Origin of the sequence: Dactylosporangium fulvum, assembly GCF_025137375.1 — a bacterium.
In the GTDB taxonomy this organism is placed as follows: Bacteria; Actinomycetota; Actinomycetes; order Mycobacteriales; family Micromonosporaceae; genus Dactylosporangium; species Dactylosporangium fulvum.
In genome coordinates this window covers 2,980,776-3,006,803 of the sequence record NZ_CP073720.1, presented here as the reverse complement: position 1 = coordinate 3,006,803, position 26,028 = coordinate 2,980,776, and the positions used below count along the sequence as shown (strand labels likewise).

Genomic DNA, 26,028 nt, shown 5'->3' with positions numbered 1-26,028 from the left:
TTTAAAACAATTTTCGAAAATGCCGGCAAGTAAATTTCCGAGGGCGATGAAGTAACAGGCAGCCAACATCTGGCGCCATTCATATGCCCGCAACACAGGCTTTACAACCTGGGCATACGTGCGCCGACCGGCGCCGAAAAAGGATAACCGGAATCGCTTTGTGGATTGCCGCACGGCGCCGCGCGCACCTAGCGTGGTGCGGGTTGTCGCACCGCCTCGCCCAACAATCTTGAACGGGAGAAATTCTCGGTGACGCAAACCAACGATGTGGCGCAATGGACAATTCCCGGCCAGTTGCGACTGCGCGCGACGCAGTGGCCCGACACGATCGCGCACCAGACGGCGGGAGCGGCCGAGCTCACCTTCGGCCGGTGGAACGCCGCCTCTGACGCCGCCGCCCGCGGGCTGCAGGCGCGCGGCGTGACGCCCGGATCCCGTGTCCTGCTCAACGTCTCGTCCCGGTACTGGACGGACTACGCCATCGCATGGGCCGGTGTACTCAAGGCGGGCGCCGTCGCCGTGCCGGTGTCCCCGTCCGCGGGGCGCGAGCAGGCCACGGCGGCCTTCCACGCGTCGCGGTCGGTGCTCGTCGTCGGCGACAGCGATCTCGTCGACGCCGAGCGGAGCACCGTGGCCGACCTGCTCGCTGGACAGCCGGACACGCCGCTCGCCGTGCCGGTGTCGCCCACGGACGACGCCGAGATCATCTACACGTCCGGGACCACCGGAGTACCGAAGGGTGTCGTCGCGACGCACGAGAACCTGCTGTTCCCCCTCATGCGCTCCCGGGCGCACCGACCGCGTACCGCGCTGCACGCGCTGCCGCCGGGCACGACCGTCGGCCAGGGCCTGCTCGTACAACCCCTCGGTCCCGGCCCGCACCGCACGCTCACACTGCCGCAGTTCGTCCCGGCGGAGGTCCTCGAGGCCGTCGCCCGCTACCGTCCCACGGACCTGGTGCTCGTGCCCGCGATGGCGATCGCGCTGATCTCCGCCGGTGCGCGGCAGCGGTACGACCTGAGCAGCGTCGAACAGGTCCGCACCACCAGCGCCCCGATCCACCCGGCCACGTTGCAGGCCCTCGCCGAACTCTTCCCGACGGCCCGCATCCGCAACGTCTACTCGACGACCGAGTGCTGGCCGCGCCGGATGGCCACCGACTACGACCGTAACCGGCCCCGTTCGCTCGGCCGGCCCGCGGCGGGCTCCGAGGTGCGCATCGTCCTGCCGGACGGCGGCGTGGCCCCGCCCGGCGTGGCCGGCGACGTCCAGTTGCGCAGCGACGCGCCGCAGCGCCGGTACGACGGCGAGACCGCGGACTCGGCGGTGTTCCTCGACGGCGGGTGGACCCGGACCGGGGACATCGGCATCGTCGACACCGAGGGCTACTTCTATCTGGTCGACCGCAACCCCGACCTCGTCAACACCGGCGGGCTCAACGTGTCCACATTGGACGTCGAGGCGTCGCTGATGGAGTTCCCGGGCGTCGTGGAGGCCGCGGTGTGCGGCGTGCCGCATCCCGTGCTCACCGAGTGCGTCATGGCCGCCGTGCGGGCGCGACCCGGCCTGGACGTCGCCGCCCTGCAGGAGTTCGCCCGCGAGCGGCAGGGCGCCGCCGCACCGCTGCGGATCGTGGTGGTCGACGACATGCCGCGCAACATGATCGGCAAGGTCGACAAGCGGCAGCTCCGCAAGGATCTGGAGCAGTACGTAGGTGCGCGACCCTACGAGCCGCCGCGGACGCCGACGGAGGTCCGGGCCGCCGAGCTGTGGTCGGTGGCGCTCGATCTCGACCAGATCTCCGCGAGCGACGACTTCCTGCAGCTCGGCGGGGCGTCCCTGGCGGCGATGGAGGTGATCAGCGAGCTGTCGGAGGAGCTCGGCCGCAAGGTCACGGTCCGGGACCTGCTCGACAGCACCAGCCTGCGGGAGTTCGCCGCGCGAGTGGACGCCGCGCCCGCGGCGGGCGGCGGGGTTCTTCCGGCTCTTGAAGGTAGGACCGCGTGAGCACGGGAACGTTCGCGGCGACCCCGACGGTGACCGCTCCGGTGTCGTACTGCCAGGAGTCGTTCCTGGTCGCCGACGAATCGGCGGTGAACGTGCCGTCCGTCGTGGCGCTGCCCGGGCCGGTACCGGTCGAGCGCGTGCGGCAACTCCTCGACGAACTGGTGGCACGGCACGGCGCGCTCCGCACCGAACTGACCCGCGGGGCCGGTCCCGGCTCGCCACCCGGCCAGCGCGTGGCCGGCACGGGCCGGCTGGACCTCGTGTACGAGCAGCACGACGGCAGCGTCCGTGAGCTCCTCCCCCGGTGGCTGCTCGCCGGCTCGGAGCGGCCGTTCCGGCTCCTGGACGGCCCGCTCGCCCGCGCCGAACTGCACGCCGCGGGTGGCCGGCACGTCCTCGTGCTCTGGCTGCACCACACCATCTCCGACCTCAGCACCAGCCAGGTGCTCGCCGACGAGGCCGCCCGGCTGTGGCGGGGTGAGCGGCTGCCCCGCCCGGTGACCCACATGGCGGACTTCGCCCGGCAGGAGCGCGCCGCGCGACCGACCGCGGCCCAATGGCGGTACTGGGAGCAGGCCCTGACCGGGGCCGACGACACGTTCGGCCTGCCGTATCCGGCCGCCGGCCACCTCATGGACCGCCCGGCCCTGCCCGTGCTGCCGGCCGGCGTGGTCACCGCGCTGCAGCGGCTCGCCGCCACCGTGCGGACGACGATGACCGCGGTGCTCGCGGCGGCGACCGTCGCGGCGCACCTCGAGACGGCACGGGCCGAGCGGGTCGTGATCGGGCTGACGGTCGGCAACCGCGACCAGCCGCACCTGCGCTCGGTGGTGGGGTGCCTGGCCGACCAGCTGCCGCTGGTGGTGGACATCACGGGCCGGCCGACCTTCCGCGGCCTGGTCGGCCGGGTCCGCGAGGCGCTGCTCGACGCGTACGAGCACCGGCTGCCGCTGGGCCGGCTGGTGGAGCTGCTGGACCGCAGGCAGGCGCCGGTCTTCGCGGTGAACCTCAACTTCCTGCCGCCGCCGGCAAGGCCCGCGGCACCGGCAGCGGCCGACGACGACCTGACCCTGCCGTACGGCATCGCCAAGTCACGGCCCGACGCGTGGTGGCTCGGCGACGCGACCCTCGCCTACCGGCCCCGGATCGATCACGGCCGCCTGGCCGGCGAGGTGGAGGGCGACGGCCACCTGCACGGGTCCGCGCAGGTGCGCCGGTGGGCCGAGCGGTTCAGCGGCCTGCTGGAGCGGGCCGCCCGCGAGCCCGACCGCGACGTGGCCGCGCTCATGGCCGACCTCTGAACACTGTCCGTCTGTGGGAAGGAGACACTGGTGACGACCCTGACACTGGCTGAACCGGCGCGGCTGCCCACCAGCTACTACCAGCGGGACTGGGTGCGTGCCTGCGTCGCGGGCCGTTCGCACTTCAGCCTGCCGATCGCCTGGGACGTCGACGGCCCGCTCGACGCCGAAGCGGTGCGCGTCGCGCTGGCCCACCTCACCGACCGGCACGCCGCGCTGCGCACCGGGTTCCGGATGCGCACCGGCGGCACCGATCCCGACGTGGACCAGATCGTCCAGCCGTCGGTCGACGTCGACCTGAAGGTCGCGGACCTCGGCGGTACGCCGGATCCGGACGGGGCCGCGGACGCGCACATCGTCGCCGAGGCGCAGCGGGCCCGGGCGCTGGAGCACCCGCCGTTGTGGCACGGCTCGCTGCTGCGCCTCGGTCCGGACCGCTGGGTGCTGGCGCTGTTCATGCATCACCTCATCTTCGACGGCTGGTCGCACGGGGTGCTGCACGACGAGCTGGTCCGCTGCTACCGGGCCGCGGCGGAGGGGCGGGCACCACGCCTGCCGCGGCTGTCGCTGCACCTGGGCGACCACACGGCGGCGGAACGCGGGCGGCGGGACGCCGGTCACGAGCAGTGGTGGCGCGAGCGCCTGCGCGACCTGCCGCCGCTGGCCCCGCTGCCGCCCGTCGGCGGCAGGTTCGTCTCCGCCCCGATCGCGCCGTTGCCCGCCCGCGCGGCCGACGCGCTGCGCCGTCTCGCCGCCGACCACGGCGGCGGTCTCAACACCGCGCTGCTCGCCACGCTGCTGCTGACCCGGCGCCCGCGGTCCGGCGACGACCAGGTGATCGGCGTGACCCGCGCCGGCCGCGACCGGCCGGGGTCGCAGCGGGTCGTCGGCCCGCTGCTCGACCACCTCCCGCTGCGGGTCGACGTGTCCCGGTCGGCGCACTTCGGGAAGCTCGTCGCCGACGTCGCCCAGGCGTACCGGGAGGCGCTCGCCCACCAGCTCCCGCTCGGCCGGATCCGCCAGGTGGTCCCCGACGACCTGACCGTGCGCCGGCAGCGGCTCTTCGACACCCGGTACAACTACCTGCCGGCGGCCGCGCCGCTCGCCGCGACGCTCGCCGCGCCGGGTGGCCGGACGGTCCGGATCGCCGCCCGGCCGGTCGATCCGCTGCGCCTGTCGCCGCGCCACACCGAGGACCACCCGGAGGTGCTGCCGCTGTCGTACAACCTGCGACTCGGTCCCGACGGCGCGCTCGGCGGCGAGGTGTGCGGGCACGACGGGCTGTACCCGCACGACCGGCTGGCGGCGGTCGCGGACGAGTTCACCGGCGCCCTCGCCGAGGTCGCCGCGGCGGCGCTGGCGGGCCGGTGGTGACGACACCGGCCCGGACCGCACCGGCGGCACCGGCGGAGCTGACGGCGCTGACGGCGCTGACGGCCGGACGGCGGCGGGCCACCGTGTTCATGGCGTGTGTGGCGAACTTCGTCGTGCTCACCGACGCGACGATCGTCAACGTGGCGCTGCCGGTGATGCGGCACGACCTGCGGATCGACCCGGCGCAGCTGCCCTGGGTCGTCGACAGCTACACCCTCGTGTTCGGCGGCTGCCTGTTCCTCGGCGGGCTCGTCGCGGACCGGGCCGGGCCCAGGGTGCCGTTCGTCGCCGGCATGGCGCTGTTCACCGCGGGTTGTGTGCTGTGCGGGCTCGCCGGGGACGCCGGCGCCCTGTTCGCCGGGCGGGCGGTGCAGGGCGCCGGCGGGGCGCTGTTCAGCCCGGCCGCACTCGCGGTGGCGACGGCGGCGACCCGGTCCGCGGCCGAGCGGGCCCGGGTGCTGGCGGTGTGGGGTGCGGCCGGCGCCGCCGCCGTGGCCATCGGCCCGGTGCTCGGCGGGCTCGGCACCGCGCTGCTCGGCTGGACCTCGCTGTTCTGGCTCCCCGCGCTGGTGTGCGCGGCGACCGCGCTCGCCGCGGTACGGCTCCTGCGGTCCGGCACCGGGCCGGCGCCCGGCGCCGGGGCACCGGACCGGTCCCCGTTCCCGGCCCGGCGGGTCGCGGCCGCGTGTGCGGCGACGGCGCTCTCCTGCGGGGCGCTGGTGGGAGTGAGCTACGCGAGCACCCTGTGGCTGCAGGAGGTGCTCCGCTTCGACGCGGTCACCGCCGGCCTGTTGCTGCTGCCGCTGAGCCTGGGGATCGTGGCCGGCTCGGCGGCGGCGCCACCGCTGCTGCGGCGGGTCGCGCCGTGGCGCCTCGCCGTGGCCGGCTCGACGGTCACGGCCGGGGGCATCCTGGCCCTGGTCCCGATGACCGCGCAGGCACCCGCGGTGTGGCCGGTCGCGGCCCTCGGCGTGCTGGCGTTCGGCTTCGGCGCGCAGTCGGTGCCGGTGACGCTGGCGGCCACGGCGGTGCCGCGACGGGCCGGGCTGGCCACCGCCGGCTATCAGACGGCGGGCCAGCTCGGCGGCGGGGCGGGTCTTGCCGTGCTGGCCGCGCTCGCGGTCGCGACGGCCGGGGCCGCGCCCGCCGGCGCCGGGACGATCCCGGGGTACCGGGTGTTCTTCACCGGGGCCGCGCTGGCGGCGGTCGCCGCGGCGGTGCTCTGCGCCCGGATCCGGGATCCGGCGGCCCGGTCAGAAATCCCACCGGTGGCGCAGGACCTCCGCCCCGTCGACGGTGACCCGGGCGTCGGCGCTGCCGGCCTCCGGGGTCAGCCGCAGCCGGACGGTCGTGCGGACCCGCTCGCCGGTGGACAGCACGGCGGTCGTGTCGGCCGTGCCCTCGACCCGCGTCACGGCTGACGCCTCCCGGTCCGTGCCGGCCGAGACGCGGTTGGCGGCGTCCACCCGCACACCGCCGCTCGGCAGGACCGCGCTGGTCTCGTCGCCCAGCATCACGGTCACCCGGTCCCGTGCCGGCTCGCGGGTGATCTCCCACAGCGGGCGGTGCGCCAGCCACGGCGTCCCGGCGCCGGGACGCGCCGGGGCCGGCACCGACACCGGCTTGCCGGCACCGGCGGGCGCCACCGGCACCGTGAGGCCGACGCGGCCGACCCGCAGCGTCCCGCCGTCGCGTGCCGGCCAGAGCCGCGGGAATGTGCTCTCGCTCACCACGACGCGCAGCGCGTGACCGGGCGGCAGCTCGTGGCAGGCGGGGTCCAGCGTGACCCGCAGCGCCGACCGGTCGGCCGGCACGTCGGCCAGAATTCCGCCGGTGATCAGGACCGACCGGCCGGCGGGGTCCACGTCGGTCAGCTTGACCACGACCCGCCGCACCGCCGACCAGGTCAGGTCGAGCGTGACCACCGGCCGGCCGAGCAGGAGCAGCGGTTCACGGACCGGCTCTCCCGTGACGGTGACCGCACGGGTGTCGTCGTCGTGCTGGTCGAGGACGCGTCCGGCATCGCCGGCCGGGATGCCCCACGTGCCGCTGAGGACGCCCACGGTCGCGTCCGGCGCGGCGGCCGCCCCGGCCCCGGCCGCGACCGGCATGACCTCCTGCGGCACGCCTTCCGGCGGCCAGGTGTCGAAGTCGCGCCAGCCGGCACCGGGAAGGTCGGTGCCGGGGACGTGGAGCGTCACCGGCGGTTCGGTGTCCACGCCGTTCGCCTCGCCGGCCAGCCACCGCCGCCACCAGCGCACCGCCACCGGGACGGCCTCGTCCGGGATCGTGTGCGACCACGGGCCGACCAGGAGCTTCCGTGCGCCGCCGAGCCGCTCGAAGGTGCGCAGCGACCCGTCGCAGAACATGTCGCGCCATCCCGCCACGCACAGCACCGGCACGGTGATCGCGGTGGCGTCGACCACCCGGTCACGCCACCGCGGGTCGCCGGCCGGGTGACGGTACAGGTCGGTGAGATACGGCTCGGCGGTCGCGACCCGCCGCCGCCAGCGCCGCTGCTCGTCCGCGGCGTGGAAGTCCCCGAGCGGCGGCAGCACCAGGTTGTGCAGTGTGGTCAGGCCCCAACTCGCGAGGGCCGTGAAACAGCCGGGAGCCCCGCCCGGATGCACGAAGTCCCGCTCCGGGTCGAGCATGCCCAGCACGGACACCACCGCTCGCAGCCCGGGCGGGCGGCGGCTCGCCGTCCGCAGTGCGAGGAGGGCGCCGTAGGAATACCCCCACATGCCGACCGCGCCGGTGGACCAGGGCTGCCCGGCGGCCCAGCGGACGAGGTCGGCGCCGTCGTCGGCCTCGGCAGGGTCGAACGGCGGCCGGGCGACACCGTCGGACGAGCCGAGCCCGAGCGGGTCGGCGAGCACGCAGGCGATGCCGGCGGCGGCGAACTCGTGCATCGCGGCGCGGACCCCGACGCCGCCGAGTGCGTCCTTCCGGTACGGCAGGAGGCACACCACCACCGGGGTGGGTCCGCCGGCCCGGGGCAGGAACAGGTCCGCGGACAGCGTCACCCCGGGCGTCGCCGTGGGCACCCGGACGTCGTGGCGCACCACGACCTCGTACTGCTGTGGGCTCATCATCGTGTCAGCTCGAGTCGCGAACGATCAGGCGCAGGCCCAGCATGACGTGCTGCACCGGTGCCGACGGGTCCGCGATGCGCTCCGCCAGCAGCCGGGTGCCGATCCGGCCGGACTCCTCGAACGGCTGGCTCACCGTCGTCAGGCCGGCCGCCTCGGCGACGCTGCCGTCGTCGAAGCCCGCGACGGCGAGGTCGTCGGGCACGCGCAGGCCCTGCCTGCGGGCCTCCAGCACCAGGCCGGCGGCGAGCAGGTCGTGATGGGCGAAGACGGCGGTCGGCGCCGGCCGGAGCGCGAGCACGTCGCGGAGTGCCTTGCGGCTGCTCACGATGTCGTTGCCGGTGAGAACCGTCGGCACCTCGGCGGCGTTGATGCCGGCGTCGGCGAGGACCCGCAGGAAGCCGCGGTTGCGCCGCTGGCCCTGGGAGAGGAACGCGTGGGACTCCTGCGGCTCCTGGAGGAACGCGAACGACGTGTGGCCGCGTTGCAGCAGGTGCCGGGCCAGCATCGCGCCGCCCTCCTCGTCGTCGATGGTGACGGTGGACAGCTCCGGCCGGGAGCTGTCCACGAGCACCGTCGGCAGCCCCCGTCCGGTCAAATGCTCGGCGAGCGCGTCGTCGAGCGGCAGGCCCATGATGAGCAGGCCGTCGAGCCGCCCCGTGACCGGCAGCGTGCGCAGCAGCGGCGACACGCTGGCCGCGGCCGACTCGTGGTCGTAGACCACCACGTCGCGGTTCGTGCCGTCCGACTCGGCCAGCACGCCCATGAGCCGGCGGCGGAACGAGTCGTAGGAGGTGAACGGGGCGAGCACGCCGATGCGGCCGACACCGCGCCGGGCCTGGCTCACCGCGACACCCTTGGGGACGTACTGCAACTCCTCGATCGCGCGTAGGACCCGATCGCGCGTCTTGGCGTTCACCCGGTTGGGCCGGTTGATCGTCTGCGAGACGGTGGAGATGCTCACCTTCGCGTGGGCGGCCACGTCGTAGATCGTGACGGCGTCAGACACGGCTGTGTTCCCCCTGTCCGGAGCGCTCGGGGCTGCCGTCCGGCGCGGCCGCTGTCGTGACCGGCGGCAGTGACCGTGCCGCCGCACGGCGGCGGCGCTGCTCGACCGGGTCGGGCACGGGCGCCGCGGCGAGCAGCGCCTGCGTGTAGGGGTGTTGCGGCTCTCCGGTCACGCGAGCCGCCGGGCCGGTTTCCATCACCCGGCCACGGTAGAGCACGACCACCCGGTCGGCGACGTGCCGGATGAGCGCCAGGTCGTGGGTGATGAAGAGGTACCCGATGCCGGACTCACGCTGCAGTCGCCGCAGCAGGTTGAGCACCTGCGCCTGGATCGAGAGGTCCAGGGCGCTGGTGGGCTCGTCGCACACGATCAGGCGCGGCCCGGCGACGAGGGCCCGGGCGATCGCGATGCGCTGGCGCTGGCCGCCGGAGAACTCGTCGGGGTACCGGTCGGTGGCGTCCGCCGGCAGGCCGACCCGGTCCAGGACCTCGGCGATCCGCTCGCCGGCCGCCGCGCCGGCACGCCCGTGTGCCAGCAGCGGCTCGATCAGTGTCTGCCGGATGGTCCGGGACGGGTTCAGTGACCCGTACGGATCCTGGAAGATCGGCTGGATGTGCCGGGTCAGCATGCGCCGCCGGCGCCGCCCGGCCGCCGTGATGTCCTCGCCGTCGAAGCGGACCGTGCCGGCCGTCGCCGGGACGAGGCCTAGCACCACGTTGCCGATCGTCGACTTGCCCGAGCCGCTCTCCCCCACCAGCGCGACCGTCTCGCCCGGCGCTACCGCCAGGCTGACGTCGCTGACCGCGTCCGGGATCCGGCGCCGGCCGCGGCCGTAGTTCACGGTCAGGCCCCGCAGTTCCAGCAGTGTGTCGTTCATCGCTTCACCACCTCGTCCGCTCGGATGCACCGGGCCACCCGGCCATCGGACATGACCGTCAGCGGGATGCGCCCGATGGCGCAGTCGTCCACCGCGACGCCGCACCGTGGGCGGAACCGGCAGCCGGGTGACCACTGCCGGGGCGAAGGGACGGTCCCGGCGATGGTCGGCAGGTCCTGCCCGGCCTCCGCGAGGTGCGGATCGGCGGCGAGCAGGCTCCGTGTGTACGGGTGTCGCGCGCCGGTGTACAGGTCCGCGACCCCGGCCTGCTCGACGACCTCCCCCGCGTACACGACCACCGCCCGGTCACACAGGTCGGCCAGCACGCCCCAGTCGTGCGTGACCAGGATGACCGCCATGCCGAGGCGCCGCTGCAGATCGCGCAGCAGGGCGAGGATCTCCGCCTGGACGGTGACGTCCAGCGCGGTGGTGGGCTCGTCGGCGACGAGCAGGCTCGGCTTGCCGGCCAGCGCGAGCGCGATGACGACCCGCTGGGCCATCCCGCCGGACAGCTCGTGCGGATACCGCCGCGCGACCCGCTCGGGTTCGGGCAGCCGTACGGTGCGCAGCAGCTCGATCGCCTCCCGGGCGGCCTGCCGCCGGCTCATCGGGGTGTGCCGGCGGATCACCTCGGCGACCTGGCTGCCGACCCGGAACGCGGGATCCAGGCTGCTCGACGGCTCCTGCGACACCAGCGCGATCCGGCAGCCCCGGACGCGGCCGAACCCGCGTTCGTCGAGCCGGGTCAGCTCCACGGCCGGCCCGGAATCGGCGTGGAGGGTGGCGGCGCCCGCGGTCACCGCGCCGCCGGCCGGGAGCAGGCCGAGCAGGCTGCGGGCGATCATCGTCTTGCCGGAACCGGACTCGCCGATCACCCCGACGCACTCGCCCGGCGCGACCGTGAAGCTGACGTCGCGCACGACGGTGACCGGGCCGTCCGGTCCGGGGAACCCGATGGTGAGGCCGTCCACCGACAGCAGCGGCGCGGGCCCCTCCGCCGGCCGCGGCGGGACGGCCGGCGCGGTGGACCGCACCGGGCGCAACGGAGCCGCCGGCGCGCGGTGGCCGGCGGTGGCGTCCCGGATCGCGTCGCCGAACAGGCCGAGCGCCAGGACCGTCAGCGTGAGCAGCGCCCCGGTGGGGATCGCGAGCCACAGGTCCTGGCTGGTGACCTGGGCCGCCTGCGCGATCATGTTGCCCCAGCTCGGGCCCTCGGTCTCGGGGGCGCTGAGCCCGAGGAACGACAGCGCTCCCTGCACCAGCACCGCCGTGGCGGCGAACAGCGAGACCTGCACGAGGATCGGGCCGGTGAGCCGGGGCAGGACGTGCCGGGTCATGATGCGTACCTCACCCAGGCCGGACAGGCGGGCGGCACGCACGTACAACTCCTGTTTCACGCTCATGGTGACCCCGCGCGTGACCCGCAGCAGCATCGGGGCGGAGATGACACCCAGGACGACCATGGTGGCGGCCGTGTTGCCCGGGAAGACCGCGAGCACCATCAGCAGCATGATGATGCCCGGCAGGGCGAGCAGCAGGTCGGCCAGCCACGAGATCGCGCGGTCGGCCCAGCCGCCCAGGTATCCGGCCGTCACGCCGAGCGTCACGCCGAGCACGACGAACACCGCGACCGCCTCGACCACGCTGACGAGCGTGACCTGACCGCCGTGCAGCAGCCGGCTCAGCACGTCACGGCCCAGCCGGTCGGTGCCGAGCCAGTGCGCGCCGCTCGGCCCGGCCAGTGCCGCGCCCAGGTCCTGCTCCTCCGGGTCGGCCGGGGCCAGCCATCGGGCGCCCGTCGTGGCGACGGCCAGGCAGAGCAGGAAGACTCCCGCGACGAGCCCCGGACCGGGGCGCAGCAGCCGCCGCCAGCGCGGCCGCCGGGGCAGCCGGTCGACCGGCTGTGTGTCGGTGACGGCCAGGGACATGGTCATACGGCACGCACCTTCGGGTCGAGCCAGCGGTACGCCAGGTCCACCAGCAGGTTGACGGTGACGACGACAACGGTGAAGCAGAAGGCCACCCCGGTGATCACCGGAAGGTTGTGGCTGCCGCTCGCGGTCACCGCCTGCTGGCCGAGGCCCGGCACGGCGAAGATGCCCTCGATCAGGACCGCGCCGCTGAGGAGGTTGACGAACAGCAGGCCCAGCATCGTGACCACCGGGATCGCGGCGTTGCGCAGCGCGTGCTTGTAGAGGATCGAGCGGATCGGCAGGCCCCGTGCCCGCAGCATCGTGACGAACTCCTTGTCCAGCACCGTGGCCATCGAGTCGCGGGTCTGCTTGGCGACGAAGGCGATCGCACCGGCGGACAGCGTCAGCACCGGCAGGATGATGCTGCGCAGCCAGCCGGCCGGGTCGCGGCCGGGATCGACGTAGCCGCCGGAGGGCAGCCAGGCCAGGCGTACCGCGAACAGCTCCACCATGAGCAGCGCCAGCCAGAAGCTCGGCACCGCGAGACCGACCAGCGACGCCGCGTCCACCAGCTTGCCCAGGGGGCCGCTGCGTCGCGCGCCGGCGACACCGAGCCAGGTGCCGACGACGGCGGAGACGACGACCGTGCCGGCGATGACGGCGAGGCTGGGCAGCAGCCGGCTGCCGACGATCTCGGCGACCGGCTGGCCGCTGAACAGGTCCTGCCCCAGGCTGCCGTGGAACAGGTCGCGCAGCCAGTGCCAGTACCGCACGTGCAGCGGCTCGTCGATGCCGAGCAGTTCGCGGGTCCGGGCGTACTGCTCGGGGGTGTAGGTGCCCGACTGGCTGCTGAGGATGGACGTCGCGGCGTCACCGGGCGCGAGGGAGACGAGGACGAAGGACAGCCCGGTGACCACGAAGAGCAGGGTCACCGACGAGACGAGCCAGCGGACCGCGGCGCGGAGCATGGCGGACGACCTTTCTGCCGCGGCTAGGCGGCCGGCACGATCTCGTACAGGGACAGCAGCGGCTGCTTCGGGGAGGTCGTGATGCCGCCGACCGTGTTGCGGGCGTAGTACGGCAGCCCGGTCATCACCACCGGCACGAACCAGGCCTCGTTGGTCAGGTACGCCACGACCTTCTTGTCCGCCGCGGTCTTCTCCGCCCCCGTGGCCCGGGCCGCCCCGTCGTAGAGCGACTGGAGGGCCGGATCGGTGTACTTGAGCGGGTTGAACGCCGCCGACGGCAGGAACAGCGACGGCCCTTCCATCCAGATCGGGATCTGGCCGAAGGCCGTCATGAACGCGGGGAACTTCCCGCCGAACGCGTCGGCGGCGTACTGGTTGGCGTTGGCGTGGTCGGTGACCCGCAGGTCCACCCCGATCTGCTTCCACTGCTGCGCCAGCGCCTGGGCCATGAGGTGCAGCTGCTGGTACTCGGGCGTGACGAGGGTCAGCGTGAAGCCGCCGGCGTAGCCCGCCTCGGCGAGCAGGCTCTTGGCCTTGTCGATCTGGTACGGGTAGGCGCCGGCGAGGCTCTCGTCGTAGCCGTGACCGCCGGGGACGGTGATCTGGTGCGCGGGTTCGCCGGCGCCGGGGAAGAGCGCCTTCGCGATCGCGGCACGGTCGGTGGCGTAGTTCAGTGCCTGCCGCACACGCACGTCGGCGAGCGGCTTGGCGAGCGTGCCGGCCCGGTCGGCGAGCACCACGCCGGTCCACAGGAACATCGAGGAGGTGACGGTGAGTCCCGCCTGTTTCGCGGCCGCGACGGTGGACGGGTCGCCGACCGCGACGTCGGCCTGGCCGGTCTTGAGCGCGTTGAGCACGGCCTGCGGTGTGGTGATGACCCGGATCACCACCTTGCGCCAGCGCACCGCCGGGGCGTTGTAGTAGTGCGGGTTCGGTACGTACGTGTAGTGGTCCCCGGCGACGGTCTGCTGCGTGTCCAGCATGTACGGCCCCGCGCCGACGGTCGTGGTGCCGAGCGCGGCCGGGTTCGCCAGCCCGCCGCCGCCGATGACGCCGCCGATGATGTAGTCCTGGGTCAGCATGACGGGGAAGTCGGGGTTCGGCGCCGGCGCCACGACGGTGACCGTGCGGGGGTCGGTCGCGGTGAAGGTGCAGCCGGCGAGCAGCGGTGCCATCTGACCGGCCGAGCTGACGACGTACTTGAGATGGTCGACGACGTTCTGGGCGGTGAGCTTCGAGCCGTCGGAGAACGTCACGCCGTCGCGGAGCTTGAGCACAAACGTCGTGTTGTCCGCGCCCTGGTACGACCACGACTCGGCGAGTCCCGGCGTGAGCGTGCCGTCGGACTTGCGCACGATCAGCGGCTCGTAGGCGAGGTTCTCCAGCCAGCTGTTGTTCTGGGGGGTCTTCGCGGGATCGAGGGTCTGCGGCGGCGAGGCGGTGACGACGGTCAGCGTGTCGCCGACGGCGGATTTCGTCTCCGGTGCCGACCCGCAGCCGGTGGCCGATAACGCGGCGATGAGCGACAGGGTGAGCAGTCCCCTGCCGATGGTCCTGCGGCACGTGCGCACGGCTCCTCCTTCAGGCAGCTGCCGTTTCGCAAGCCTGTGAGTGGGGGTGTGAGTGGGGTGTGTTACCTCGGCGCAATGCTCAGGTAACAACGACCACCAAAGAGATGTCAAGCCCTTCATGCGAAGCACTTCGCAGCGCTATTGTGAGGTCCCCGGCCACGAGGTCATGGAGGTCGATGTGTCCCTGGACGTGTTCCCGGATCAGGACGGCGCGCCGGACGAGCCGGCCGGCGCCGGCGCCGGCTTCCGCACGCGGGTCTACCGCGACGTCCGGCTCCCCACCGCCGATCCCGCCGTGACGCTCTCGGCGGATCTCTATCGCCCGGTGACCGGACGGCCGGTGCCCGGCCTGGTCACCGTGCAGCCGTACCGCAAGGACTTCCTCGCCGGCGGCATCTACGCCGGCCCGGCGCGGTGGTTCGCCGAGCACGGGTATGCGAGCCTCGTCGTCGACCACCGCGGGATCGGCGCCTCCGACGGGCAGCGGCGCCCCGAGTTCGACCGCGACGAGGGCGACGACGCCATCGCGGCCATCGACTGGATCGCGGCCCAGCCCTGGTGCACGGGCGCGGTCGGCGCCTGGGGGATGTCGTACGCGGCGAACACGACACTGCGCGTGGCCAGCCGGCGTCCGCCGCACCTGCGGGCAGCCGTCGCCGTCGCGCACGGCCTCGACGCGGGCCGCGACAGCATCCACCCCGACGGCTCCCGCGGCGACCTGCACGCCCTGGCCAACCGCGGCAGCGCGATGCTGCTGCAGCAGCTCCTGCCGCCGCTGGCCGGCTACGCGGATCCCGGCGCGCAGCGCCGCTGGCGGGCGCGGCTGCGCACCCAGCGGCCGATGGCCCTGGACTACGCCCGGTCCCCCGCCGACGACCCCGTCTGGGCCGAGCGGGCGATCGACGGCAGCCGCATCGTGGTTCCCGTGCTCTGCGCCGGCGGGTGGCGCGACGGCTTCACCCACGCGGTCATCGACGCCTACGAGCGCATCCGCGGGCCGAAGCGGCTGGTGATGGGCCCGTGGGGGCACGTCATGCCGCAGGACTCGGCGCACCACCCCGTCGACTTCCTCGCGCTCATGGCGCAGTGGTGGGATCACTGGCTGCGCGGCGTGCCGAACGACGCCACGGTGCCGCCACCGGTCGTCCTGCACCTCGACGGCCCGGTGCCGCAGTGGCGCGGGTATGCCGAGTGGCCCCCGCCCGGCCGCCGTGTCGTGCTCGCCGCCGACGGCGGCACGCTGACGCAGGCGGTGCCGGACGTCCACTGCCGGCCGCCCGGGACGCATGTGCCGGACCCCAGCGTCGGCACGCTGCGGGGCCTTCCCGGGCTGGGCCTGGGCGAGTCCTGCCCGCCGCAGGACCAGCACGACGACGACCTGCGTTCGCTGTGCGCCACCGGCGAGCCGACCGACGCCGACCTGCTGCTCGCCGGGCGGCCGGAGATCTTCGTCCGGCTCGCACCGGACGAGGACGGCCGTGTCGTGCCACCGGCCCGCCTCGTCGTACGCCTGTGCGGCGTGGAGCCGAGCGGCCGTTCGACGCTGATCAGCACCGGCACCCTGCGGCCGGACTCCGCCGCCGAGGAGCACCGGATCCTGTTGCGGCCGGTCCACCACCGGGTGCCGGCCGGCACCCGGCTGCGGATCGCGCTCGGCGACGCCGACTTCCCGCGGCTCACGCCGCTGTCCGGCGGCGGCGTCATCCGGGTCGCCGGGCTGCGGCTGGTCCTCCCGGTCGCCGACGAGCAGGCCGGCACGGCGGTGGACCTGCCGGCCCGGGCGGCGGACGCACCGGCCCGCCCCGGTGCCGCCGCGCCGCCCGGCTGGCGGGTCGAGCGGGACCACACCGGCGGGACCACAACGGTGACCGTCGCCGGCGAGGTGCCGCACACGGTCAGCGCGGACGGGCACGTCTACCGCCTCACCAGCCTGGTGCGGGCGCACCTGCCGGGCGGTTCCCCGCAGGCCGTGGTGACCAGCGGCACCCACACGGCGGAGGTGTGGCTGACGACCGACGAGCGGGTCTGGGCGAGCGCCTCCGTGCGGTGCACGCAGGACACGCTGCACGCACACGGCGTCGTGCGGATCGGTGCGTTCACCGTCTTCGAGGAGACGTGGACGGCCGAGCTCACCCGCGAGGAGAGCCGGGTATGTTCGTCAGCCGTAACCGCTAGGTAACCATGAGTATCGGCCGTCGTGGCAGCCTCGAACCCGATGCCCGAATTGCCACTGGACCGGCACGTCGTCGTCTGCTCCACCGACAGCGACGACGTGAGCGGCCAATTCGCCCGCGAGCTGCCGGCGCACCGGCTCGAAGGCAACACCGAAGACCTGCGGCTCAACGCGCGCCTGCACGCCGTGCGGCTGCCGCACATCGTCGCGCTGTATCTGGCGTACGGCTGCGAGGTCCGCTCCTCGTACGACCACACCGCGACGTCGGTGTGGATCCAGATGCCGGTCTCCGGCAGCCTGCGGATGCAGGTCAGCGACACCGAGTTCGTCTGCACCACCGGCCAGGCGTCGGTCACCTCCGCGTCCGGGCGGGTGGCGATGACGTGGAGCCACGACTGCGCGACGCTGGCCTTCCGCATCGAGCGGCGGGCACTGGAGGACGAGCTGGAGTCGCTCATCGACGGTCCGGTCGAGCAGCCGCTGCGGTTCGAGCCGGTGATGGACCTCGCCAGCGAGCGCGTGCGGTCCTGGTTCGCGATCGCCACGTCGTTCACCGAGGAGCTCAACGCCGGCAGCGGGCTGCTGGAACACCCGCGGGTGGTGACGCACGCCGAGCGGCTCCTGCTGCGCGGGCTACTACTGTCCCAGCCGCACAGCTACTCGGCGCTGCTGCGGGACGAACTGCCGGAGTCCACGCCCTGGCACGTCCGCGCCGCCGTACGGCTGCTGGAGGACCGGCCGGAGCACAGCTACACCGCCGTCTCCCTCGCCCGCGACGTCGGGGTCGGCGCACGCGCCCTCCAGGACGGCTTCCGGCAGTACGTCCACGCCTCACCGATGCAGTTCCTGCGCGGCGCCCGCCTCAACCGGGTGCGGGCCGACCTGCTCGCCACCACGCCGGCGACCACGACCGTCGCCGACATCGCGCACCGCTGGGGCTTCGCCCACCTCGGCCGGTTCGCCCAGTACTACCGGGCCCGCTACGGCGAATCCCCCTCGGACACGCTGCGGGCCTCCGGCTGATCACCCGGCCGTGTGTGCCGCGAAGTGCCGTCGGGCAAAGCATGCGTCCCTTCTTGCGCACGCGTTACGGTTGGTGGTGGTTGGTGTGGAGTCCGCGGGAGCCTTGCTGGTTCGGCCGGGAGGCTGGGGTCATGGTCATTCGATGTCTCATCGTTGACGACTCGACCGCGTTCCTCGCGGCCGCCGAACGGGCGCTGACCAGTCAAGGGATCAACATCGTCGGGGTGGCGCACGACAGCGCGCAGGCGATTGCCGACATCAATGCCCTCCAGCCGGACGTCGTCCTGGTGGACGTCTACCTGGGTGCGGAGAGCGGCTTCGCGTTGGCCGAACGCATCGAGGCGATCGCCCGGGCCCACAGTTTGGCGGTCCAGGTCATCCTGATCTCCAGCCATTCCCGGGACGAGATGGTCGATCTGCTCCACGAGAGTCCCGCCGTGGCGTTCGTGGACAAGGCGGAGCTGTCGGCCCAGACGATCCGTGGCGCTTTGCACGGCACGGGTGACGGCAGGCCCACGTAGGCGTCGTGACACGACGAGGTCGGCCGGGTGGCGGCGGGCCGGGGAGATGGGCCGGCCCCTTGAACAAGGCCGCTTGAACAAGGCCGCGCCCGCGACGCGTGGCCGCCGCAGCACCGCGGAGTCTCCAGTTTGGAATCGGACTAAAGTGGCATTATGCGCGCGAGCCCGTTGTCGATGCTGGTGCGGCCGACGCCACCGTCCCCGTGGTTGGGAACCGCGGTCGCCCTCCTCTTCATCGTGGTGGAGAGTCTGCTCACCTACCCGCTCCACGAATTCACCAAAGAGTCGACCCCGAGCGTGATCTACCTGCTCGGGGTCGTGTTGGTCTCGATCGTCTGGGGACTGTGGCTGGGGGTGGCCACAGCGTTGGTGAGTGTCGTCGCGTTCGTGTCCTTCTACGTCAGGCCCATCAGCAACCTCACCGACTCCGACGTCCGGGACGTGACGCCACTCGTGGTCTTCGTCACCGTGGCGGTGGTGGTCAGCGCGCTGGCGAACCAGTCCCGAAGACGGGCCGAACAGGCCCAGGAGTCCGACCTCACCGCGGACATGGCCCGCCTGCTGCTCGACACCGACGACGTCACCGCGGCGCTGCCCACGGTGTCCCGGAAGATCACGCAAGCCTTGAACCTGCCCACGGCGGTGATCGAACCGGCGCCCAGGTCGCCCGGCGCTGAAGACCCCGATCCGGACCGGATGCTTCCCGACGAATCCGCCGCCGGCGAGATCGTCCTTGAGGACGGCCGGATAACCGCATTCCCGCTCCACCACGACGGCACCTTGCTGGGGACGCTCCGCGTGCCCGCCGGCGTGTCGGACCGGCAGGTGGACCGTCTGCGGCAGCGGGTGGTCCCGCCGCTCGTGTCACTGCTGCACGCCGCACGCGAACGCGGGGCCATGGTCAACACCCTCGCCGCACGAGGGGAGGAACTCCAACAGCGAGCGGCCCAGCAAGCCGCATTGCAGCGGGTGGCGACCCTCGTGGCGCGCGCCGTCAGTCCGGCCGACGTCTTCCATGCGGTCACCACGGAGGTCAGCAGGCTCCTGGACAACCGCCATACGACCTTGCTGCACTACGAGCCCGACGGCACGGTCACGATCATCTCGACCAACCAGCCCGGCCTGATGGCGCTGCCCGGCAACCGCTGGAGGACGACGGCGCGCGCGAACGGACACGTCGGGAACAGCAGCGTCACCGACCTGGTGCGGCGCACCGGCCGAGCCGCCCGGACCGACTCGTACGCCGACGACACCGTCCCCGGCAACGCATGCAGACGTACGTTGGGCATCCAGGCGGCGGTCGCGGTGCCGATCGTCGTCGAGAACCGTCTGTGGGGCACCCTCGCCGTCACCTCCGCGCAGGCTGAGCCACTGCCGCAGGACGCGGAGGCACGCATCACGGACTTCACCGACCTCGCCGCCACCGCGATCGCCAACGCCGACAGCCGCGCCCAGCTCATCGCCTCCCGCGCCCGGATCGCCACCGCCGCCGACGAGGCACGCCAGCGCATCGAACGTGACCTGCACGACGGCGCACAACAACATCTCATCGCCATCAGCCTCGAACTGCGCGCCGCCGAGGACATCGACATGCCACCCGAGCAGTTGCGGGCACACATGGCCCACGCGGCGACGAGCCTCACCGCCGTCGTGACAGACCTGCGGGAACTGGCACGTGGCATTCATCCGGCAATCCTCGGTGCCGGTGGCCTCGCGCCGGCGCTCAAAGCGCTCGCCCGCCGATCCGCGATCCCGGTCGAACTGCACATCCACACCGACCACCGACCACCCACACCGGTGGAGGTCGCCGCCTATTACGTCGTGTCGGAATCACTGACGAACGCGGCCAAGCACTCGCAGGCGTCGGTGGTGGACGTCAGCGTCACCACCCAGTCCGACATGCTCCAGCTCGCCATCCACGACGACGGCGTCGGCGGTGCCGACCCGTCCCGAGGTTCCGGGCTCACCGGTCTCCGGGACCGCGTCGAAGCCCTCGGCGGACACCTGGCCATCACGAGCCCGCTCAACGTCGGCACCTCGTTGCTCGTCACCATCCCGACCCCGACCGACGCGCAGACGGCCGAACTTCCACACGTGCCGGCACAGCGGTGAACCGGACCTCCGTCGACGGTGCCGTCCCGCCCCGGGCCGTTCGGCACGGCCCGGGGCGGGAAGGGTCAGGCCTGCGCCGCGAGTGTGAGTGAGCCGAGCAGCGCGGCGTCCTGCGCGAAGGCCGACAGGACCACCTCGGGCGGGTACGGCAGCGCGCGGGAGAGCCGGTCGAGCAGCAACTCGCGGATCAGGTCGTCGCGGGCGACACCGCCGACGAGCACGAGCCGCTGCGGGTCGAGCAGCAGGCAGCACGTGACGACGTGGCGGGCCAGCTCGTCGACCCGGGCGACCAGCGCGTCGCGCACCGGCCCGGGCGGCACCGCGGCCGCGCAGAGCCCGGCAGCGCCGTCGTCCAGTGCGAGCTGATCGGCCAGCTCGTCGAGGGCCCTCCCGGAGAAGTCGGCCTCGAGCAGCGGTTCCGGCGAAGCCGGCCAGTCGGGGCCGGTGACGGCGTACGCGATCTCACCGGCCGCGCCGCGGTACCCGGGCACGACGGCGCCGTTGACGGTGACGGCCGTGGCGACCCCGGTGCCGAGACCGATCACCAGGCCCGGGTCGGCGTCCCGCAGCGCTCCCCGGTGCAGTTCGGCGAGGGCGGCGGCGTTGAGGTCGTTGGCGACCCGCACGCGGGAGACGCCCAGGTGATCGCGGACGGCCTCGGCCAGGCGCAGGCGCTCCCAGCCCGGCACGTTCGGCGCGAGGTCGATGCCGTCCTCGCGGATCACGCCCGGCGAGGCGATCCCGACCGCGTGCAGGGTGCCGCCGGTGTCGGTGACGAGCTTCTGCGCCAGGTCGAGGGCGCGGTCGAGCGCCTGCCGCGCGCCGCGGGCGGCGAGGGTCGGCAGGCGCTCCGAGACGAGCAGGCGTCCCTCGGCGTCGCCGATCCCGATCGCCATCTTCGTGCCGCCGAAGTCGATACCCAACAACCGCCGGTCGGTGGGGGCTTCGAGGTTCACTGCGCGACCCTTTCCGCGACCGCCGTCGCGAGCTCCGCGTCGGCGTCACGCAACCGCTGGCGCAGCGCCTCGACCCCGGCGAGCGTCTCGTCGAGGGACGAGCGGAGCCGGGCCACCTGCGCCCGCACGGCGGCCTCGCCCGGGCCGTCCGACTGGGCGCGGCGCAGAACCAGCTCGGGGCGCAACGCGGCGGCGAGGAGGTCACGCACGGCGGCGTCACCGAGCGAGTCGACCCCGGCGACGGCGCGGGCCGCCTCCCGTACGTCGGCGTCGGTCCAGGTCGCGGGCGGTCCGGAACGGACGAGGTGGCCGACGACCGAGTGGGCGGCGCGGAACGGCAAGCCGTGCCGGGTCAGTGCGTCGGCCGCGGCGGTCGTGGTCGCGCCGGTCGCGACGATCGCCTCACCGCTCGGCGGCCGCAGCGGCTCCAGTCGCTCGAACAGGCCGCCGAGCAGGGCGAAGAACCGGTACGCGCGGTCGTTGCTCTCCCACAGCCGCACCTGCACGTCGGTGGTGGCGTTGTTGGAGTCCTCCCACCACGCCGCACCGACGTTGTTGTACACGGACGCGGCGTCGGCGGCCGTCGCGCCCGCCATCGAGACCAGGTGCTCCAGCACGACCGGGTTGCGCTTCTGCGGCATGATGCTGCTGCCCTGCGTGAACTCCTCGGGGGTGCGCACCCATTCCCAGGTCAGCCAGTCCATGAGGGTGCGGGCCACGCGCGCCCCGGTGGCGAGCGCCTGCGCGTTGAGCGCGGACGTCCGCATGAGATGGTCGGCGCCGGCGACCGCCTCGTACGAGTTGACCACCACCTCGTCGAAGCCGAGCAGGGCGGCCACGCGGTGGGAGTCGATCGCCAGGTCCGTGCCCGCGAAGGCGCAGGAGCCGAGCGGCGACCGGTTCATCTCGGCGAGCAGGCTCGCGTAGGCGGCCGCCTGACCCGCCAGGGCCTCGGCGTACCCGGCGAGCACGTGCCCGATGCTGGTCGGCTGGGCGGGACGGCGGTGGGTGTACCCGACCACGACCACGTCGGCGTACCGGTCGGCGCGGTCCAGCAGCACGGCGCCCGCGTCGCCGACCGCGGCGAGCACGCCGAGCAGCTGGTCGCGCAGCACCATCCGGAACACGCCCGCGTCCAGGTCGTTGCGGCTGCGAGCGAGCTGCACGCTGAGCTGCCCGGTCGGGATGCCGCACGCCGCGGCGAGCCGCTTCTCCAGCGTGAAGTACACGTCCTCGACCGAGCCGTCGTAGTCGAACGTCTCGGGCCGGTCAGTCCGGAGCGTGACCAGCCCGCGCAGCATCCGCGCCGCCGCGTCGGCGGGCACGAGGCCCTGCTCGGCGAGCATCACCACGTGCGCCTCGCTGGCCTTGACCATCGGCCCGTAGAGGTGGGCGGCGTGGTGGTCGAACACGACGCGGAGGTGGTGCTGCTGGTAGGTGGTCAACGGCGGGTGCGTCATGCGTTCCCCTCGTGTGGTTGTGGTGCCGGATCCGCGCCGGGCGGGCCGGGCAACGGCGCCGCGACCCACGCCCGCGCGACTTCACCGAGCCGGGCGGCGGCCATTTCGCGCACCCGGCGGCCGGCCGCCTCGGTGGCCAGCGAGACGTGGCCGGACCAGCCCTGCCACGGCTCGGGTCGCGACTCGACCAGGACGTACGGATGGGCTGTCGGCAGCTTCGGCCGGGGCGGCAGGTCGGGCGCGACGCCCAGGTGCACCGCCGCCGGGTCGAAACCGAGCACCGCCGACGTCTCGTAGGCGCCGCCGTGGCCGCGCGAGGGCAGCTCGCCGAACAGCGCAGTCGTCTCGCGGGCGTCGACGAGCTGGAACCAGTTGACCAGCAGCAGGCTCGCCCGCTGCCGGCCGGACACCCACTCCATCGCCGCCCGTGCCGTGGACATGTTGGCGTCGTGGCCGTTGACCACGAGCACCCGCGGGAAGCCCGCGGCGACGATGCCGTCGAGCACGTCGCACAGGTATCCGACGGCGACCTCGGGCCGCACGGCGACGGTTCCGGGCCACGGCCGCGTCTGTCCCGGGCACGCCGCGTACGGGACCGCCGGGAACGACACGGCCCGCAGCCCGGCGCCCTCCACCTCGCACCCGAACCCTTCGGCCAGGATCAGGTCGGTGCCGAGCGGCAGGTGCGGCCCGTGCCACTCGACCGCGCCGACGGGCAGGACCGCGAAGTCGGCCGCCGCGGCGACGCGCGCCAGTTCGTGCCCCGGCAGCCGGCTCACCGGCAGGAGCCCGCCGTTCGCCTGCCAGGCCTCGATCAGTTCGTCCATTGCTCTGCCCGCCGTGACGCGGCCCGGCCGCCGTTCTCCAGCCGCCCGGAGAACCACATGACCACGAAGATCAGCAGGACCTGCAGCATGCCGTACGCGGCAGCCGTGCCGATCTCGAAGGAGTACATCCGGTTGTTGATGGCCACCGAGATCGGGACGGTCGACGAGGTGTAGATGAGCACCGACGCGACGAACTCGCCCACGCCGTGCACAAACGCCAGCAGCGCGCCGACGATGACACCCGGCAGCATGAGCCGCACCGTGATGCTGAGGAAGGCCCGCCACCACGACGCGCCGAGGCTGCGCGCGGCCTCCTCGAGCGACGGGTCGATCAGCGCCAGCGACGCGGAGCTGGCCCGGAACACCAGCGGCAGGAACCGCACGAAGTACGCCAGCGGCAGGATCCAGAACGTGCCGATCAGCGCCTGCCCGAGGCTGAACGTGTTGCCGGTGCTGAAGGCCGAGATCAGGTTGATCGCCACGACGGTGCCGGGCAGCGCCCACGCGATCATGACGCCGATGTCGAGCAGGCTCCTGCCGAAGAACCGCAGCCGCCGCACCGCGTAGGCGATCAGGACGCCGACCGCGACGCACCCGGCGGTGGCGAGCAGGCTCATCTGCAACGAGTTCAGGATCGGCTGGAACGCTTTCGGCTCGGACAGGATCGTGACGAAGTTGTCGACGGTGTAGGCGGACGGGATGATCTCCGTCGTCCAGGACCCGTCCTCGGAGAACGCCACCAGTGCGATGGTCGCGACCGGGGCCAGCAGCACGAGCGTCGCCAGCACGGAGGCCACCGGCGCGAGCCAGCGCCCGATCGGGTTGGAGATCTCCCTGCGGCGCGCCGAGACGCCCTTGGACTGCGACATGTAGCTGCGCCGCCCCTCGTACCAGCGCATCAGGAGCAGGAAGGCGATCGACACCAGGCCGAGTGCCGAGGCGTACGTCGACGCCATCGGCAGGTCGCCGTTGGTGCGGTTGATGTAGATCTGCATCGTCATGGTCTGGTCGACGCCGAACAGCAGCGGTGCCGTGTAGGACGCCAGCGACGTCATGAAGACCAGCAGCGACGCGGACACCAGCGCGGGGGTCAGCATCGGCAGCAACACCGTGCGCCACACCCGGACGCGTCCGGCGCCCAGGTTGTACGCGGCCTCCTCGACCGACGGGTCCAGTCCCGCCAGCGCGGCGGATGCGGCCAGGTAGAAGAACGGATACATGGTGAACGTGTGGACCACGAGCACGCCGGCGATGCCGTCGAACGCGAGCACCGGCGAGTCGGTCCCGAACAGGCGTTGCAGGCCACGCGGCAGGATGCCGATCTCGCTGTACAGAAGCTGGAACGAGATCGCCCCGATCAGCGGTGGCAGCGCGGCGGGCACCAGGATGAACGCCTCGATGAGGCGGCGGCCGGCGAACGAGAACCGCTTGAGCAGGAACGCCATCGCGACGCCGACGACGCCGCACAGCACCACGCTGGCCGCCGAGATGACCAGCGACGTGATCAGGGAGGTACGCGCGACGCCGGACGAGCTGAGGAACTTCGTGTAGTTGCTGACGCCGTCCTCGCTGACGCTCTCCACGAACGTGGCGAGCATCGGCTGCACCACGTAGCCCCAGAGGATCAGGGCGAGCGGGGCCACCAACAGGTACGGGAACCAGGTCGAACTGGCGCCACCGGCCAGCCGCCGGGCCAGTGCGGCCCGGCGGGACAGCACCGTGGACGACGCTGCGGTCACGGCCGGACCACCCACAGCCGGTCGGCGGAGAGCCGCAGGCCGATCCGGTCGCCGACATCAACGCGGTCGGGCACGTCGACGGCCGCGACGGTCACCTCACCGCCCTCCTCGGCGCCGATGTCGACCGTCAGGTGCGTGGCCATGCCGGTGAATTCGAGTGCGGTCACGCGTCCGCGGATCGCGTCGGGGTCGTCGGGGCCGGCCAGCGCGATGTGCTCGGGGCGGGCGGAGACCAGTGCGGTGTCGCCGGCGCGCAGCCCGTGCCCGTCCGGCGCGCCGGCCGCGATGTGACCGCCGCCGGGCAGCGCCACCTCGACCCGGGTGGCGTCGGCGGAGGTGACCGGCAGCGACAGCACGTTGCTGCGGCCGATGAAGCGGGCGACAAACGCGTTCGCCGGCTGGTGGTACACCTCGCGCGGCGTGCCGATCTGCTGCACGCGGCCGGCCTGCATCACGGCGATGCGGTCCGACATGGCCATCGCCTCGGCCTGGTCGTGGGTCACGTAGATGGCCGTGGTGCCGGCGTCGCGCTGGATGCGCCGGATCTCGGTGCGGGTCTCCTCACGCAGCTTCGCGTCCAGGTTGGACAGCGGCTCGTCGAGCAGGAGCATGCGCGGGCGGATCACCAGCGCGCGGGCCAGCGCGACGCGCTGCTGCTGGCCGCCGGAGAGCTCCTCGATCCGCCGCGACCCGTATCCGTCGAGATGCACCTGGGCCAGCGCCTCGGCCACCCGCCGGCTCGCATCGGCGCGGGACACCTTGCGCACCTTGAGCCCGTAGGCGACGTTCTGCGACACGGTCATGTGCGGGAAGAGCGCGTAGTTCTGGAACACCATGCCGGTGTCGCGCTTGTTGGGGGCGAGCCGGGTGACGTCCTGCCCGCCGAAGCGGATGTGCCCCACGGTGGGGAAGTAGAACCCGGCCACCATACGGAGCGTGGTCGTCTTGCCGCACCCGCTCGGCCCGAGGAGTGTGAAGAACTCCCCTGCGCCGATGGTGAGAGTCACGTCGTCGACCGCGGCAGCCTCGCCCGATCTGGCGAAGCGTTTGCTCACCGACTCCAACTCGACGTCGATCATCGTTCCCTCTCTGCACTGCCATCGAT

Annotated in this window: 18 protein-coding genes and 1 pseudogene; 8 read left to right on the top strand and 11 right to left on the bottom strand. The window is 73.2% G+C overall.

All coding sequences use genetic code 11. The features are described from left to right. The first annotated feature begins 249 nt into the window (after positions 1–249). From Dfulv_RS13855 to Dfulv_RS13840, 4 genes and pseudogenes are all read left to right on the top strand, one after another. A complete protein-coding gene (locus Dfulv_RS13855) occupies positions 250–2,007 on the top strand; it encodes an AMP-binding protein (RefSeq protein ID WP_259863334.1) in 1,758 nt (585 codons plus the stop codon). Further along, complete coding sequence (locus tag Dfulv_RS13850; RefSeq protein WP_259863333.1) at positions 2,004–3,308, top strand: condensation domain-containing protein; 1,305 nt, start codon at positions 2,004–2,006, stop codon at positions 3,306–3,308. The genes Dfulv_RS13855 and Dfulv_RS13850 overlap by 4 nt, the downstream gene beginning before the upstream one ends. Positions 3,309–3,338: 30 nt before the next feature. Next, on the top strand, positions 3,339–4,682 hold the full coding sequence (locus Dfulv_RS13845; protein WP_259863332.1) for a condensation domain-containing protein: 1,344 nt from the start codon (positions 3,339–3,341) through the stop codon (positions 4,680–4,682). Positions 4,683–4,771: 89 nt separating this feature from the next. Then, a pseudogene (locus Dfulv_RS13840) lies at positions 4,772–5,719 on the top strand (MFS transporter); the annotation flags it as partial. Positions 5,720–5,935: 216 nt separating this feature from the next. On the opposite strand, the gene Dfulv_RS13835 reads toward Dfulv_RS13840, so the two are convergent. The 6 genes from Dfulv_RS13835 to Dfulv_RS13810 are packed head-to-tail and all read right to left on the bottom strand — an operon-like array spanning position 5,936 to position 14,112. After that, positions 5,936–7,777 carry a CocE/NonD family hydrolase gene (locus Dfulv_RS13835; RefSeq protein WP_259863331.1) on the bottom strand — a complete coding sequence of 614 codons (1,842 nt, stop codon included), beginning with the start codon at positions 7,775–7,777 and terminating at the stop codon, positions 5,936–5,938. A gap of 4 nt (positions 7,778–7,781) precedes the next feature. Next, on the bottom strand, positions 7,782–8,783 hold the full coding sequence (locus tag Dfulv_RS13830) for a LacI family DNA-binding transcriptional regulator (protein WP_259863329.1): 1,002 nt from the start codon (positions 8,781–8,783) through the stop codon (positions 7,782–7,784). Further along, on the bottom strand, positions 8,776–9,660 hold the full coding sequence (locus Dfulv_RS13825) for an ATP-binding cassette domain-containing protein (RefSeq protein WP_259863328.1): 885 nt from the start codon (positions 9,658–9,660) through the stop codon (positions 8,776–8,778). The genes Dfulv_RS13830 and Dfulv_RS13825 overlap by 8 nt, the downstream gene beginning before the upstream one ends. Beyond that, a complete protein-coding gene (locus tag Dfulv_RS13820) occupies positions 9,657–11,594 on the bottom strand; it encodes a dipeptide/oligopeptide/nickel ABC transporter permease/ATP-binding protein (RefSeq protein ID WP_259863326.1) in 1,938 nt (645 codons plus the stop codon). The genes Dfulv_RS13825 and Dfulv_RS13820 overlap by 4 nt, the downstream gene beginning before the upstream one ends. Continuing rightward, a complete protein-coding gene (locus Dfulv_RS13815; protein ID WP_259863324.1) occupies positions 11,591–12,541 on the bottom strand; it encodes an ABC transporter permease in 951 nt (316 codons plus the stop codon). The genes Dfulv_RS13820 and Dfulv_RS13815 overlap by 4 nt, the downstream gene beginning before the upstream one ends. A 23-nt stretch (positions 12,542–12,564) precedes the next feature. Beyond that, the gene (locus tag Dfulv_RS13810) at positions 12,565–14,112 is read right to left on the bottom strand and encodes an ABC transporter substrate-binding protein (RefSeq protein ID WP_259863323.1); all 1,548 of its coding nucleotides are present in this window, start codon (positions 14,110–14,112) and stop codon (positions 12,565–12,567) included. A 178-nt stretch (positions 14,113–14,290) separates the two neighbouring features. On the opposite strand from Dfulv_RS13810, the gene Dfulv_RS13805 reads away from it, so the two are divergent. The 4 genes from Dfulv_RS13805 (at position 14,291) to Dfulv_RS13790 (ending at position 19,941) form a co-directional block, all read left to right on the top strand. Beyond that, positions 14,291–16,291, top strand: a complete 2,001-nt coding sequence (locus Dfulv_RS13805; protein WP_259863321.1) for a CocE/NonD family hydrolase — start codon at positions 14,291–14,293, stop codon at positions 16,289–16,291. A 36-nt stretch (positions 16,292–16,327) separates the two neighbouring features. After that, positions 16,328–17,308 carry an AraC family transcriptional regulator gene (locus tag Dfulv_RS13800; RefSeq protein ID WP_259863320.1) on the top strand — a complete coding sequence of 327 codons (981 nt, stop codon included), beginning with the start codon at positions 16,328–16,330 and terminating at the stop codon, positions 17,306–17,308. Positions 17,309–17,439: 131 nt separating this feature from the next. Further along, the gene (locus tag Dfulv_RS13795) at positions 17,440–17,829 is read left to right on the top strand and encodes a response regulator (protein WP_259863319.1); all 390 of its coding nucleotides are present in this window, start codon (positions 17,440–17,442) and stop codon (positions 17,827–17,829) included. 153 nt (positions 17,830–17,982) lie between these two features. Further along, the gene (locus Dfulv_RS13790) at positions 17,983–19,941 is read left to right on the top strand and encodes a sensor histidine kinase (RefSeq protein WP_259863318.1); all 1,959 of its coding nucleotides are present in this window, start codon (positions 17,983–17,985) and stop codon (positions 19,939–19,941) included. 65 nt (positions 19,942–20,006) lie between these two features. Here the strand turns inward: Dfulv_RS13790 and Dfulv_RS13785 are convergent, their stop codons facing one another. Genes Dfulv_RS13785 through Dfulv_RS13765 form a run of 5 tightly spaced genes read right to left on the bottom strand, consistent with a single transcriptional unit; the run spans position 20,007 to position 26,002 of the window. After that, complete coding sequence (locus Dfulv_RS13785; RefSeq protein ID WP_259863317.1) at positions 20,007–20,897, bottom strand: ROK family protein; 891 nt, start codon at positions 20,895–20,897, stop codon at positions 20,007–20,009. Next, positions 20,894–22,357, bottom strand: coding sequence for an argininosuccinate lyase (locus tag Dfulv_RS13780; protein WP_259863316.1), 1,464 nt, complete (start codon positions 22,355–22,357; stop codon positions 20,894–20,896). The genes Dfulv_RS13785 and Dfulv_RS13780 overlap by 4 nt, the downstream gene beginning before the upstream one ends. Then, positions 22,354–23,184 (bottom strand): creatininase family protein, encoded by an 831-nt coding sequence (locus Dfulv_RS13775; protein ID WP_259863315.1) that lies wholly within the window; start codon positions 23,182–23,184, stop codon positions 22,354–22,356. Before Dfulv_RS13775 ends, Dfulv_RS13780 begins: the two co-directional genes overlap by 4 nt. After that, positions 23,172–24,923, bottom strand: a complete 1,752-nt coding sequence (locus Dfulv_RS13770) for an ABC transporter permease (protein WP_259863314.1) — start codon at positions 24,921–24,923, stop codon at positions 23,172–23,174. The genes Dfulv_RS13775 and Dfulv_RS13770 overlap by 13 nt, the downstream gene beginning before the upstream one ends. Beyond that, entirely contained in the window at positions 24,920–26,002 is a 1,083-nt protein-coding gene (locus tag Dfulv_RS13765) for an ABC transporter ATP-binding protein (RefSeq protein WP_259863313.1), read from the bottom strand. The genes Dfulv_RS13770 and Dfulv_RS13765 overlap by 4 nt, the downstream gene beginning before the upstream one ends. Positions 26,003–26,028: the final 26 nt, after the last annotated feature.